Origin of the sequence: Burkholderia sp. Ed8 (assembly GCF_040761425.1) — a bacterium.
GTDB classification, from domain to species: Bacteria; Pseudomonadota; Gammaproteobacteria; order Burkholderiales; family Burkholderiaceae; genus Burkholderia; species Burkholderia seminalis.
Genome location: NZ_CP142889.1, coordinates 44,633 through 58,779, shown reverse-complemented (window position 1 = coordinate 58,779; position 14,147 = coordinate 44,633). Strand labels below are relative to the sequence as shown.

The 14,147-nt window shown below is 63.8% G+C and carries 13 protein-coding genes; 2 read left to right on the top strand and 11 right to left on the bottom strand.

What is annotated here, in order from left to right; genetic code table 11:
• Positions 1-71 precede the first annotated feature (71 nt).
• The 10 genes from ssuD to VXM69_RS34455 form a co-directional block, all read right to left on the bottom strand.
• Entirely contained in the window at positions 72-1,193 is a 1,122-nt protein-coding gene (gene ssuD / locus VXM69_RS34500) for an FMNH2-dependent alkanesulfonate monooxygenase (protein WP_069706455.1), read from the bottom strand.
• A gap of 181 nt (positions 1,194-1,374) precedes the next feature.
• Positions 1,375-2,172, bottom strand: coding sequence for an ABC transporter ATP-binding protein (locus tag VXM69_RS34495; RefSeq protein ID WP_034190401.1), 798 nt, complete (start codon positions 2,170-2,172; stop codon positions 1,375-1,377).
• Between the two features lie 2 nt (positions 2,173-2,174).
• Positions 2,175-3,539 (bottom strand): ABC transporter substrate-binding protein, encoded by a 1,365-nt coding sequence (locus tag VXM69_RS34490; protein WP_367190607.1) that lies wholly within the window; start codon positions 3,537-3,539, stop codon positions 2,175-2,177.
• A gap of 52 nt (positions 3,540-3,591) precedes the next feature.
• The gene (locus tag VXM69_RS34485) at positions 3,592-4,632 is read right to left on the bottom strand and encodes a branched-chain amino acid ABC transporter permease (protein ID WP_200088066.1); all 1,041 of its coding nucleotides are present in this window, start codon (positions 4,630-4,632) and stop codon (positions 3,592-3,594) included.
• 10 nt (positions 4,633-4,642) lie between these two features.
• A complete protein-coding gene (locus VXM69_RS34480) occupies positions 4,643-5,524 on the bottom strand; it encodes a branched-chain amino acid ABC transporter permease (protein ID WP_034190398.1) in 882 nt (293 codons plus the stop codon).
• Positions 5,525-5,550: 26 nt separating this feature from the next.
• Positions 5,551-6,330 (bottom strand): ABC transporter ATP-binding protein, encoded by a 780-nt coding sequence (locus tag VXM69_RS34475; protein ID WP_034190397.1) that lies wholly within the window; start codon positions 6,328-6,330, stop codon positions 5,551-5,553.
• A 15-nt stretch (positions 6,331-6,345) separates the two neighbouring features.
• Positions 6,346-7,449, bottom strand: a complete 1,104-nt coding sequence (gene sfnG, locus VXM69_RS34470) for a dimethylsulfone monooxygenase SfnG (protein WP_367190606.1) — start codon at positions 7,447-7,449, stop codon at positions 6,346-6,348.
• Between the two features lie 30 nt (positions 7,450-7,479).
• Positions 7,480-8,058 carry an FMN reductase gene (gene msuE / locus VXM69_RS34465; protein WP_049033006.1) on the bottom strand — a complete coding sequence of 193 codons (579 nt, stop codon included), beginning with the start codon at positions 8,056-8,058 and terminating at the stop codon, positions 7,480-7,482.
• Between the two features lie 244 nt (positions 8,059-8,302).
• On the bottom strand, positions 8,303-9,493 hold the full coding sequence (locus VXM69_RS34460; protein ID WP_124610156.1) for an acyl-CoA dehydrogenase family protein: 1,191 nt from the start codon (positions 9,491-9,493) through the stop codon (positions 8,303-8,305).
• 40 nt (positions 9,494-9,533) lie between these two features.
• A complete protein-coding gene (locus VXM69_RS34455) occupies positions 9,534-9,761 on the bottom strand; it encodes a hypothetical protein (protein WP_367190605.1) in 228 nt (75 codons plus the stop codon).
• Positions 9,762-9,935: 174 nt separating this feature from the next.
• On the opposite strand from VXM69_RS34455, the gene VXM69_RS34450 reads away from it, so the two are divergent.
• Positions 9,936-11,153, top strand: coding sequence for an acyl-CoA dehydrogenase family protein (locus VXM69_RS34450; protein WP_034191100.1), 1,218 nt, complete (start codon positions 9,936-9,938; stop codon positions 11,151-11,153).
• Positions 11,150-12,256 carry a sigma 54-interacting transcriptional regulator gene (locus VXM69_RS34445; RefSeq protein WP_059557401.1) on the top strand — a complete coding sequence of 369 codons (1,107 nt, stop codon included), beginning with the start codon at positions 11,150-11,152 and terminating at the stop codon, positions 12,254-12,256. Before VXM69_RS34450 ends, VXM69_RS34445 begins: the two co-directional genes overlap by 4 nt.
• A gap of 218 nt (positions 12,257-12,474) precedes the next feature.
• Here VXM69_RS34445 and VXM69_RS34440 read toward each other — a convergent pair whose 3' ends face one another.
• A complete protein-coding gene (locus tag VXM69_RS34440; protein ID WP_049034843.1) occupies positions 12,475-13,752 on the bottom strand; it encodes an acyl-CoA dehydrogenase family protein in 1,278 nt (425 codons plus the stop codon).
• Positions 13,753-14,147: the final 395 nt, after the last annotated feature.

Below are 14,147 nucleotides of genomic sequence, written 5' to 3'. Positions count from 1 at the left end.
CAGCGTTGCCTGGACGGAGGCAGGCTGTCGCAAAACGCGCGATCGCATCCGTCCGGGCTTCCCCAAGCGGGTCAGTTGGCACGGATATCGAACGCGCCACCGGTGAGCGTCCGATCGCGCAACGTGACCGGTGTTTTGCCGGGCAGCAGCGGAAACACCAATTCCGCGAAACGAATCGCCTCTTCCAGATGCGGATAGCCGGACAACACGAAACTGTCCACACCGAGGTCCGCATACTCGTTGAGTCGCGCGACCACCTCTTCCGCGCTTCCGACCAGCGCCGTGCCCGCCCCTCCGCGCACGAGGCCGACGCCGGCCCACAAATTGGGACCGACCATCAGTGTTTCACGGCTGCCGCCGTGCAACGCCGCCATCCGTTTCTGCCCGACTGAATCCATGCTCGCATAGTTGCGCTGTGCCGCCGCGATTTCCTCATCGGTCAGGTGACTGATCAGTCGATCTGCGTCCGCCCATGCCTCCTCGCTGGTTTCGCGCACGATGACATGCAGCCGCACGCCAAAACGAATCTCGCGACCATACTGCCGGGCGCGCCGACGCACGTCGGCGATCTTCTCCGCCACGGCATCGGGCGGTTCACCCCAGGTCAAATAGGCATCGACATGCTTCGCGGCCAACTCGTGCGCCGCTGGCGAGGAACCGCCGAAATACAGCGGCGGATAAGGCTGGCTCGCCGGTGGGAAGAAGTTCTGCGCGCCCTGCACCTTCAGGTGCTTGCCGTCGAAATCGACTTTCTCGCCCAGCAACAGACGACGCCAGATCGTGAGAAATTCGTCGCTGGCCTCGTATCGCTCGTCGTGGCTGTAAAACACGCCATCGGCAGCAAGCTCGGTTGCGTCGCCGCCCGGCACGACATTCAGCAACAGCCGCCCCGCGCCGAGGGCCTGGTCCAGCGAGGCCGCCTGGCGTGCGGAAGCCGTCGGATTGCCAAGTGATGTCCGCAGCGCCACCAGCAGCTTGATACGCTGCGTGACCGGAATGAGGCTGGCCGCCGTCACCCACGGATCGAGACAGGAAGCGCCCGTCGGAATCAGCAGACCGTCGTAACCGAGTTCGTCGGCCGTGACCGCAATCCTGCGCAGGTAAGCGTTCGTTGCCTGACGGCCGAAATCCGATCTGCCGAGATAGCGCGTATCGCCCGAAGTGGGCAGAAACCAGAAAATATCGAGACTCATCATGTATTCGTGAAATCATCATCCGCAGCGCGCGCGGGTCGATGCAATGCCGGGTTCTCGCACGATCGGCGCCACGGCTGTCGAAACGCGGCAAGCAGGAGCGACGACGGCGAGCTCGGGACATCGCTCGGCCCGATGCTGTCGATTGCGCATCCTGTCCGACTTCCGACCGGCGGCCCCGTCATGCCGAAGTCGTCACCAACGTCCGTTGTGCCCGTCTGGCCGCATATTCGACCGGCGTACCGCCAAGATAGGCATCCCGTAAAGCATCGAGCTCCCTGAGTTCCGCCGACGTGCCATGCGCGACGACTCGACCGCTTTCCAGCACGTAGCCATAACCGGCAAAGCGCAACGCAATCGACGCGTTCTGCTCGGCGAGCAGGAAACTCACGCCCTCGTCACGGTTGAGCGTCGCCACGACCTCGAAAATCTCCTCGACAACCAGCGGCGCAAGTCCCATCGACGGCTCGTCCAGCAACACGAGTGACGGGTGCGCCATCAGCGCCCGACCAATCGCGAGCATCTGCTGTTCGCCGCCCGACGTATAGCCGGCCAAGGCTTTCCGCTTCAACTTCAGGCGTGGAAAAATCGTGTAGATCCGCTCCAGATCCGTGTCGATCCCGATCCGCTTCGAGCGCCGCGCGAAAGAACCGATCCGCAGGTTCTCCTCGACCGACAGGTGTCCGAAACAGCGACGCCCTTCGAGTACCTGGACCAGACCACGCTCGACCAGCGTCCACGGCTCGACACGCGTGACGTCCTCGCCGCGATAGACGACGCGGCCGCTCGTCAATTCGCCGCGCTCGGCATGCACCAGGCTCGACAGTGCCTTGAGCGTCGTGGTCTTGCCCGCCCCGTTGCCGCCGAGCAGCGCAACGATCGCGCCCTCGGGGACCGTCAGCGACACCCCGCGCAACGCGGGAATGATCTGGCTGTAAGTTACGGCAATCTCGTCGACCTGCAGGATCGGGGCGCTCATGCTCACGGCTCCTTGCTGCAATCGCGCGGCGTGATGCCCTTTTCCTTCGCATAGGCAAGCGCCGACTTCTCGATGATCGGGCGCAGCAGCGCGCGATCGGCCTGCACCCAATCGCTGATCACGTGCCACTTGGCACCATCCCATTGCTGAAAACGCACCGCGCCGCCCCCTTCGTGGTCCGCGCAGGACAGCTTGAGCGGCTGCACGAGACCGAGCGCGCCGACCTGCTTGAGCCGGGCGTCGTCGAGATTCAGATGCTCGAAGCCCCAGCGCACCTGCTCGCCCGTCAGCGGCTTGTTGCCGTACTTGCGCTGCGCGACGCGCACCGCCTCGACATTCAGGATGCCGTTCACCACGCCGAGGTTGTAGTACACGGTGCCGAAGCGCGCGGGATCCTTGAGGTTGCCGTTACCCGGTTTGATCACGAACTGGTTGATCGCCTGCAGCACCGGGTAATCCGTTCCCGACGGGTGCGTGGTGATCGAGATGAAGCCCTTGGCCGCATCGCCGGCCGGGCGCACGTCCTCCTCCGAATTGCTCCAGATGTTGCCGATGACGTGGTCGACCGGATACCCGACCTTCTGTGCGGTCTTGATCGCCACCGGGTTCATCACGCCCCAGCCGCGCAGGATCACCCAGTCGGGATTGATCTGGTGAATCTTCAGCCACTGCGAACCCTGCTCGTTACCCGGGTGCGGAACCTCGATCTGGGTCACGATGAAGCCGTATTTCTTCGCCAGCAGATCGACCACGGGAATCGTCTCGCGGCCATACGGCGAGCCGTGATAGAGCACGACGATCTTCTTCCCCTTCAGGCGCGCCAGTCCGCCCGAGCGCTGCCCGACGTAGTTGACGATCGCCGACACCTCGCTGTACGGATTCAGCTGCAGCGGAAACACGTACGGGAACACGGATCCGTCCGTGGAGTCGGTACGTCCGTGGTTGATCGTAATGAGCGGGATCCTGTCGGCCGTCGAACGGTCGAGCGTCGCATACGCGATACCGACCGACAGCGGATTGGTGGCCGCGGCCGGAGCGCCGTCGGGACCGCTGTTCTTCAGGCGTTCGTAGCACTCGACGCCCTTTTCCACGACGTATTCGGTCTCGCACTCCTTCCACACCAGCTTGACACCATTGACGCCGCCGTCGCGCGCGTTGATCAGCTGCAGGTAGTCGATAAAGCCGCCGAAGAAGCCGCTGCCGCCCGCCGCGTACGGACCGACGCGGTAACTTTGCAGCGGGAAGTATTCCGCGCCCGCCGCGCGCGCCTGCGGCACGACCGCCGGAGAGAGCGCAAGCACGGCGGCAAAGGCGCCAACCCATTTTCTCCACGCCAACCCTGAAAATCGTTTTCGAATATTTCTCATATGCTTAGCATTCCTTGTTGATATAACTAAAAAATTCCCCGTCGACACGGCTTCATTTCCTGTGCAGGAATCGCTCCCACGCCACCTGGACCAATCGTACGAGCCCGTCCGGTTCCTTGATCAGGAACACGATGACGAGGCTGCCGAATACGATCTTCTGCAGGTTCTGCAACTGTTCGCCGCCGATTCCGACTCGCGCGAGCTCGCCGCCCGCGTTCGACAGCAGGATCGGGAGCAGCACGATGAAGGCGGCGCCGAGGAAGTTTCCGCCGATGCTGCCCATGCCGCCGATGATGATGATGAACAGGATCTGGAACGACAGGTTGAGGCTGAAGCCGTCCGGTTCAATCGTGCCGAGGTAAGCGAAGGCCCAGAGTGCGCCGGCAATCCCCAGCACGAAGGAACTCAGCGCAAACGCGAGCAGTTTGGTCCGGCCGATCGGAATGCCGATCACGCGCGCCGCCGTATCCATGTCGCGCACCGCCATCCAGCGCCGCCCCAGCTCGCTTTTCACGACGCTCGCTCCCAGTGCGAATAGCACCGTCGCGACGCCGAGCACCAACAGATAGCGCGACGCCGGCTTGTCGATGTGCCAGCGACCGATCTCAAGCAGCGGCGCGCTCAGCACACCCGACGTATCGTTGTTCGAAAACCAGCTCACGCGGGTAAACAGCCAGACCACGAAAAATTGCGCGGCCAACGTGGAGACGATCAGATAGAAACCCTTGATGCGCAGGCTGGGCAACCCGAATAGCACGCCGACCGCGGCACTCACGCCCCCGCCAAGCAGCAGACTCGCCGGCAACGGCAGCGCCGGCACGCGCACGAGCAGGTTGTAGCTCGCGTAGGCCCCGATCGACATGAATGCCGCCGAACCAAGCGAAAGCTGCCCCGCATAGCCGGTCAAGAGGTTGAGGCCGAGTCCCGCGATCGACAGGATCAGAAACGGCACCAGAATCGCATTGAGCCAGTAATCGTTCGCCCACAGCGGCACGCCAACGAACGCGACGAGCACAAGCACACCCGGCGCGATCCACCGGCGCGGGTTCACGCGACGCGATACGGGGACCGAAGCGGTATTCGTCAATTCCATGTGACTTCCCTCAGACACGCTCGACGGGCGGCTCGCCGAACAGGCCGTACGGCCGCGCCAGCAGGAACAGCATCGCCATCAGATAGGGGAACCAGTTCTCGATGCCGTCGCCGATCAGGCCACCCGCGTAAACCTCGGCCAGCTTCTCGGTGGCACCGACCAGCAGCCCTCCCGCGATCGCGCCGCCGATCGACGAAAAGCCGCCGATGATCAGCACCGGCAGCGCCTTGAGCACGACCAGCGAAAGCGAAAACTGCACGCCGAGCCGAGCGCCCCACAATAACCCGGCGACGAGACTCGTGAACCCCGCAAGCGCCCAGACGACCGCCCATACGCGCGGCAGACGCACGCCAACCGCCAGTGCGGCAAGCGGATCGTCGGCCACCGCACGCAGCGACAGGCCAAGGCGGGTTCCTCGCGCGAACAGCGACAGTCCAAGCACCAGCGCGCCCGCCGTCGCAGCCGCGAACAGATCGAACTGGCTGACCATGACGCCGGCCAGATGCAGCGGCTTGTCGTCGATGCCGAGTTCGAGACCGTGCACCTGCGCGCCCCAGAGCAGTTGCGCCCCGCCCTCGAGCACCAGGCTCAGGCCAAGCGTCGCCATGAACAGCACGATGGGCGGCCGGTTCACGAGCGGGCGCAACACCAACCTCCCCGTCAGGATCGCGATCACGACCAGCGCGCCGAGCGTGGCGACAAACGCGAGCCATCCGCTCCAGCCGCGCTCGACAAGGCTCACGTAGGTCAGCGCGCCGAACAGCACGAGCGCGCCCTGCGCAAAGTTGAAAATGCCGGACGCCTTGTAAATCAGCACGAAACCGATCGCGACAAGCGAGTACATCACGCCCGCAAGCAACCCGCCGGTCAGCACCTCGATGAAGAACTCCATTACCCCCCCGTTGTCGTCCGTTCCCGTCAGTGACGGGTGCCCAGATAGGCCGCCAGCACATCCGGATGCCTGCGCACCTCGTCGGGCCTGCCGTCGGCGATTTTCCTGCCGTAATCAAGCACCACCACGTGATCGGACACGCCCATCACGACGCCGATGTCATGCTCGATCAGCACCACGGTCACCCCGAGATGCGCGTTGGCATCGAGCACGTATTCGGCCATCGCATGCTTCTCGTCGGCGTTCATCCCGGCCATCGGCTCGTCGAGCAACAAAAGGCGCGGCGCGGCCGCGAGCGCGCGCGCCAGTTCAACGCGTTTTTGCAAGCCATACGACAGCGTGCCGACCACCGTGTCGCGATGGGCCTGCAGGTCGAGTTTCTCGATCACACGTTCCGCGTACCTGCGTTGTTCGGCCTCGTCATGGCGTGCGCGTCCGACATGCAGCGTCTGCTCCAGCCAGGTGCTGCGTCGATGCAGGTTGCGCCCCGTGAGCACGTTGTCGAATACGCTCATCCGGCGAAACAGCGCGAGATTCTGGAACGTGCGCGCGATGCCTCGGTGCGCGGCGCGATACGGATCCATGCGCCGGTACACCTGCCCGTCGAACCGGACGGCACCCTGCTCCGGCCGATATACGCCGTTGATCACGTTGAGCAGCGAACTCTTGCCCGCGCCGTTGGGTCCGATCAGCGCGCAGATTTCGCCCGCCGCCACCTCGAAACTGATGTCGGTGACGGCCTTGACGCCCTTGAACGACAGCGAGATGCGCTCGAGCGCGAGCAGCGGCGGTGCGGTCTGAGTCATGCGTCTCGCTCCGGGTCAGGCCGCGACCGGTTGCTGGCGGCTTTCGAGTTCGCGCACGAGCGGCAGCACCTTCTTGCCGAAGTACTCGACTTCCTCGATGAAATGCAGGAACCCGGCCAGCACCAGATCGACGCCGATCGCCTTCAACGCGACAATGCGCTCCGCGATCTGCTGCGGCGTGCCGATCAGGTTCGTGCGGAAGCCGTCGTTGTACTGCACCAGATCCTCGAACGTCGATTTCGCCCAGTTGCCCTCGCCTTCCGGCGACGCCTTGCCGGCCTCCTTCACCGCATCGCCGAACGCATTGACCGCCTCGACGTGCGCGTGCGCAATGATGTCGTCGAGCACGGCCTTCGCCTCTTCCTCGGTATCACGCGCGATCACGAACGCGTTGACGCCGATCCGTACGCGATGGTTGTTCGCGGCGGCCTTCGCACGGATATCGTCGATCTGCGCCTTCAGGTTCTCCGGCGTATTGCCGTTGGTGAAATACCAGTCCGACACGCTCGCCGCGTTGTCGCGCGCCGCACGCGAGCTGCCGCCCTGGAAGATTTCCGGGTGCGGCTTCTGCACCGGCTTCGGGCTCAGCGTGTAATCGTTGAAGCGGTAGAAGTCGCCCTTGAACGTGAAGTTGTCCTGGGTCCAGATGCCCTTGAGCGCCTGGATGAATTCCTTCGAACGCCGATAGCGTTCGTCGTGCTCGAGCCACGGCTCGCCGATCGCGGTGAATTCGCCCTTGAACCAGCCGCTCACGACGTTGATCGCGATGCGCCCGTTCGAAATGTGGTCGATCGTCGCGAGCTGCTTCGCGACCACCGCCGGATGCCACGGCCCCGGCAGGATCGCGGCGAGCACCTTGAGCTTCGTCGTCGCATGCAGCAGCGCCTGGCTGAACGACACCGACTCGTGCTGGTATTCGGCGCCGTAGCCGGCCGTGAAGCGGATCTGGCTCAGCGCGTAGTCGAAGCCGGCCGCCTCGGCCGTGCGTGCGAGTTTCTGGTTGTATTCAAGGCTCCAGTCGGTACGCTGCTCGATCGTGCTGACGACGAGGCCGCCGCTGACGTTCGGCACCCAGTACGCGAATTTGACGGCATCGCCGGAGGAAGTCGTGTTGCTCATGGAAATGTCCTGGTTGGAAAATGTCGAGATTCACGCGACCGGCACGGCCGCGGAAGATTCAAATCCGCCGACTTCGCGAACGAGCGGGACGGCCCGCTCGATGGCCAGCCGGATGCGCCCGCGCAACTCGGGGCTCGTAATCGTGTAGTTCTGGAAATCCCGTTCGGACGCGTACACGCCGATCGGCAAGGTACGCGCCTGGAAAAAACTGAACAGCGGGCGCAATTGATGGTCAATGACCAGCGCGTGACGTTCGCTGCCCCCGGTCGCAGCCAGCAGAACGGGCACGTCGATCAGCGCCTCGTGATGCACAAGATCGAACAGATGCTTGAAGAGCCCCGTATACGAAGCCCGATAGACAGGACTTCCTACGATCAATGCATCCGCCTCCTCGATCGCGCGCAACTGTCGCTCCAGTTCGTCGCCGGCATCCGCTCTCGACAGCACACCGGACAGCACCGGCGCGATCACCCCGAGTTCGATCAAATGCGGCTCGACAGGCAACTCGGCACGCAAGCCGGACAGCAACGCCTCCGACAGCGCGAGCGTTCGTGACGGCCGCGAGGTGTTGCCCGATACCGCAACGACCTTGTATGTCTTCTTTCCCATCAAGCATTCCTCTTCATCTGTCGCACGAGTCCGATAACGTCGACCAACCATCTAGCGAATACCGTGCCAAACACGCCTCTTCCGTTCCGCAACGGAAAAAATGGGCTCAATCTACGGTCACGCCGCGACATTTCGCGGATCGCAAGCCGATCCTTAAATCATTCAGAACGGACTGGAATCCATATCTCCGATCCAGATGACTGACCCGCAGCATCCCTGCTTCCGGGCCGCGTCATGAGCAGCATCAGGAGTAAAAAGAAGGCGTCGGAAAACGCTCGTTGAGGGCCCAGTCCCCCAACTCGCGAATCTTGTAGTCGATCGGATCGTGCAGGGTATGAACACGCAGGTTCCGCCAGAACCGATCGAACCGCAGCGCGGCCGTCGTTGCCCGCGCGCCGGTCACTTCGAACATGCGCTGCGTGATATCGAGACCAGCCTGCGCAGACGAAACCTTCGCCGCCGCGACGGCTATCGCCACCTCGCCCCGTTCGCGTTCCGTCAGCGCCGCCTCGCGCCGCCAGGCCACATCGAACGCGCCCGCGGCGCGCTCGACCAATGCGCTTGCCCCCTCGATGGCAAGCCAGAACCGACCGTAGTGACCCTGCACATACAGATCCTCCGTCGGATGCGATGCCGGAGACGCGACCCACGATCGCGTACTCTCCCGCGTAAAATCCCGCGCGGCGCCTATCGCGCCTTCGCCTAGACCAAGATAGATATGCGCCAGAATCAACTGGGCCAACAGCGGCCGCAAGCATGCAAACGGCGAAGACAAAGGCCCCGGATCGGCTAGGATCTCGTCGCCGGCCACCTTCACCTGTTCGAACAGCACCGTCCCGCTATCCGTCTGACGCTGCCCCATGTTGTCCCAATCGTCGAGGATCGCGATCCCTTCGCGCGCAGTCGGCACCACGCCAATCAGCAAACGTCCCTGCGCATCGAAAGCCGACGCCAGCAGGCGATCCGAATCGGCCGCGCCGGAGCAGAAGCTCTTGCGCCCGACGAAAACCCATCCGTCCGCCCCATCCGATTCCGCGCGCGTACCCTTGTCGAGCGGATTGAGCGCGTTCCCCCAGAACCAGCGTTGCGAAACGGTCTGCTCCAGCCAGGGTTCCCACTGCTGCGGGCGCCCGAACAAGCGCACTGTCGCGAGATGCAGGTGGTGAAAGGCGAAGAGATGCGCGAGCGAGCTGTCCACCCGAGCGAGACGCCGTACGACGGCCAGCGTGTCGGACCAGGTCGCTCCGTGCCCCCCATATGCGCGGGGCACGCTCAGCGCAAGCAAGCCGCTATCGCGAAGTACTCGACGCTCGTGCAACGCCGTTCCACCCGCCCGGTCGCGCGCTATCGCCGTACGTGCCAGCTCCTGCACGACGGACTCCACCACGGGCTGCCACGCGGCCATTTCGACTGTCTCCGCACCGATATGCTTCATGAGCGAAACACCTTCTGATCGACATTGTTCGAGCAGACGCTCACGCATGTTCCATGCCATGGGCGAATGGACTCAAAAGCATCAGAACCAGCAGGCGCCGCTCGTGCCCCGTAACGGGCTTGCACACGACCGACGACGGTTGCAATCCAAGCAGTGCCAAGCTGATGACGATCGATGCGCGTATGGCCGGCACCGCGCCACCGCCCGTCGGGAGAAACTCATTCGTGGCGTTGCCCGCTCTGACGAGCCGATCGCCGCGCGTGCTCATCAGTCAGCATTCCGTCAGCAGGATGCTGACCACCAAGCAACCGCGCCCCTTCCCGCTGCCTGAAAATCAAGCTTCTGATTTGGATATGAAAATTCGTTGCTTTCCAGGAAGCATCGACGCAAAGAGAATCCCTCACACCGGAACACTACGCCGCACTTCACTCTTACCTTTCACATGGCAACACTCTCGACCTATCCGGATACGATCGGGCTTCGCGGCACGCCCTCCGATACCTCGGCAGTACGCGTCATCGCCGAAGAACTGGCTGCCCGATTCGGGCAGACCGCCGCCGAGCGAGATCGTGCGGGCGGCACGCCAAAGGCCGAGCGCGATGCGCTACGCGCCAGCGGCCTGTTGCGACTCAGTATTCCAGCCGTCTATGGCGGACTCGGTGCGAACTGGCTGACCACGCTGGACGTCGTGCGTACGCTCGCGCGTGCCGACGGCTCGCTTGCCCACCTGTTTGGTTTTCATCATCTGCTGCTTGCCACCGTCCGTTTGTTCGGCGCCGCCGAGCAATGGGAGCCATGGTTCCAGCAGACGGCCGCCCACGACTGGTTCTGGGGCAACGCGCTCAATCCGCTCGACGAGCGCACGATCAGTTCTCCGGGCAACGGCTGGCTCGAGTTCAGTGGTCAGAAAAGCTTCTGCTCCGGCGCACTCGATTCCGAAATGCTGATCGCTTCCGCTCGGGACGTCGACACCAACGCGCTGCTCATCGCGGCTGTCCCGACGCACCGCAGCGGCATTTCCATCTCCGAGGACTGGAACAATATCGGCCAGCGCCAAACCGACAGCGGCACCGTGACCTTCGAACGGGTGCGCGTCGAGCATCACGAAATCCTCTCTGATCCCGGACCGCTCTCCACACCGTTCGCCTGCCTTCGCCCGTTGATCGCGCAGCTCGTCCTCACGAACGTCTACCTGGGCATCAGCGAGGGCGCTTTCAACGACGCACGACACTACACCTTGCACGAGGCCCGACCCTGGCCCTCGTCCCGTGCGGAAAGAACCGACGACGACCCCTATATCCTCGGCCAGTATGGAGAGTTCTGGGCTGGCCTCGAGGCCGTCCGCGTTCTGGCCGACCGCGCCGCCGCCCGACTCGACGATGCATGGGCACTCGGCGCGGCACTCAGCGACGATGAGCGCGGAGAAGTCGCGATTGCGGTCGCGAGCGCAAAAGTCTCGGCGATACGGACCGGGCTGGACGTTTGTACCCGCATGTTCGACGTCGCGGGCGCACGCGCTACCCACGGCGCACTGGGTCTGGACAGACACTGGCGCAACCTGCGCACCCACTCGCTGCACGATCCGTTGGCCTACAAACTGCGGGAACTCGGCGAGTGGGCACTCAAACGAACCTACCCCCAACCGACCTTCTACTCATGAACCGCCCGCTCCCTCCCGCCCAACCGGGCGACCCGGATGACACTGCCGACCCGGACGTGCTGACCTTGCCGGACCGGCACGCGCTCACCACCTCGATCCGTGCACGCGCGCAGGTCTTCGTCGATCCGCGCTCACTCGCGTTGCTCAACCAGATACGCATGATCGCGCCCAGCGACGCAAGCGTGCTCATCATCGGTGAAACCGGAACCGGGAAAGAACTGATTGCCCGCCACGTACACAATCTGAGCCATCGCAAGAATCAGCCGTTCGTCGCGGTCAACTGCGGCGCGTTTTCGGAAACGCTGGTGGAGAGCGAACTGTTCGGCCACGAGAAGGGGGCGTTCACGGGCGCGTTCAGCGCCAAGCCCGGATGGTTCGAGGCGGCCAACGGCGGCACGTTGTTCCTCGACGAGATCGGCGATCTCCCGCTGTCGATGCAGGTCAAGCTCCTGCGCGTGCTGCAGGAGCGCGAAATCGTCCGGCTCGGGGCGCGTCACAGTATTCCGATCAATGTGCGCGTGGTCGCGGCCACCAACGTGCATCTCGACGATGCCGTCGCGGCAGGCCACTTCCGCGGCGATCTGTTCTACAGGCTCAACGTCGTCCAGCTCGCGATCCCCGCACTACGCGAACGCCCGGGCGACGTCCTTCCGCTCGCGCGATACTTCATCGAAGACTATCGCGGTCGTCTTGGCTACGGCCCCGCGGATATCGACAGACGAGCCGAACAGAAGCTGCTTGCGCATCACTGGCCCGGCAATATCCGCGAACTGGAGAACGTGATCCACCACGCACTGCTGGTCAGCCGCCATGATCTGCTCCAGGATTCCGATCTCCAGATCCGGTATGGCGACACGACGTTCGCCCGCCGTCACGAGTCGACGCCACACCTTGATCCTCAGGAAACGTTCGAGCAGGCGCTACGCTGCCTGTTCGACGCAGAACACGACAATTTGTTCGAGCATATCGAGGATACCGTGATGCGCGTGGCCTTCGAATTCAGCCACCGCAATCAGATCCAGGCAGCGAAGCTGCTCGGCATCAGCCGCAACGTATTGCGTGCACGCCTGATCCGGGCAAAGGAAATCAACGCCTTGAAGTAGCACGCGCCGAAGCGATGCCGTGCATGACATGCATTGCGTCGCCGGCTCATGCGCGAAAGCATCGGAATACATGAATCGCTCGCAGTCGTCGCTCACGCATACCGAAAAGCAGCGATGCCGAACATGTACACGTTACGCAGCAATCCTTTTCAATTCGGCAAGTCCTGCTTGAAGAAGTAAAGGGAGCGGGATACACCTAGTCCGCTCCTCGCACGCGTTCAGGCGGCAACCGTGGAAGTGCCTTGCGCACCCGGCCCGCTGCCGATGGCCCAGACATACGGCGGCTCGGTACCGTTGATTTCCCGATCGCCGACGATGCGGGCCTTGAACACCAGCGGATTGTGCGAGGCCGCCGTGCGCGCGTTGCGCCAGTGGCGATCGAGGCCCTTCGCGGCACTCGAGCCCGATGCGCCAAGCGCGTTGAACAGATCGGTCGTCGCGCGCAGCACGAGGTCCGACACCACGATCTGAGCACGCGCCGAATCCAGTTCCGCGTCGACATTCGCACGGTGCTCGGCTTGCTCGTCGCCGCCAAAACGTGCCTCGTACGCACGCTGCGACGCCTCGCTCGCGCGCACCGCCGTGGCCTCGGCCGCGAATACGCGCGCAGCCACCTCTCCCACCACCTGCTGGATCTGCGGATCCTGCGCGAACGACGGGGCGTTGCCGTGGCTGAAGATGCGCTTGCGCGAACTCACCTCGCGCGCGATGTCACGCAGCGCGGCGCGCCCGGTGCCCGCGAGCACCGCGAGCAGCACGAGCTGGTAGAACGCCGTCTGATACTTGAAGCGCGTCGCGAAGTCGAACACGTTCTGCGCATCGACTCGCGCCGCGTCGAAGCGGGTCGTGCCGCTACCGGTCGTGCGCTGACCGAAGCCGTCCCAGTCGTCGCTGCGTTGCACGCCGGGTTGGTTCGTCCGGACGGCCGCGATCACGTCTCGGCCGTCTTCATCGCGCGCGAATACGTCGATCCAGTCCGCGAAGATGCTTCCGGTCGAATAGTATTTCTCTCCGTCGAGGATCCAGCCATCCCCGTCGCGCCGCACACGGGTAATCACATCGCCTATCGCGACGCTGCCAACCTCGGTCCACGCGTTGCCGACGAGTTCTCCGGCGACAAAGCGCCGGAACCATTCGTCACGCGCCACATCCGGCGCGGAATTCAGCCGATCCTCGACGAAAGCGAAGTGGCCTCGCAACGCCTGCGGCAGGTTCGAATCGGCGGCGGCCAGTTCGATGAGAAGCTGTATCAATTGCGGCAACGACGCGCCCGCGCCGCCATGCTCGACCGGTACGCGAACCGCGCCGAACCCGCTCTCCCTGAGCCATTCGATCGGGTCATACGGCAACGTGCGGGAACGTTCACGTTCGAGCGCCCCGTCTGCGATACGCGCGAAAACCGGGCGGAAGCGCTCCGCCAGGCGCTCGTAATCCGTGCCCCGCGACAGCTGGGCATCGGAATGATGGACGGATTTCAGATGATTTGAAGCGGTCATGTCGGCTCCGGCAGATTGGAAATGGCGTCGAAAGCGTCACCCGATGCAGAAACCGTGCCATACCGCACCAGCACCGTCCGGCATTGAAATCCCCTCACCGCAATTTCAATGCTGCTGATTCCGCAGCAAACATGCTGACATGCTGCTGGCGGACAGCGGTCATCGGGTGTGTCGCTTCATGATCTCCTTCGCCGCGCCTCCATATCGCCGGAACGGAACGCCCTCAGGACGCCGGATCCGCCGGCACCGCGTGCGCATCGCGCGGCAAATTGACGGGTATGAGGCATCAACGGATGCGGCTTCGATGTCGCGTGCGGCGCCGTGACGCGCACGTCGGTCCCCGGCACGCCGTAATGGGCGTGCGGCGTCGACTCGTCGAGGCCTTCCAGAGACGC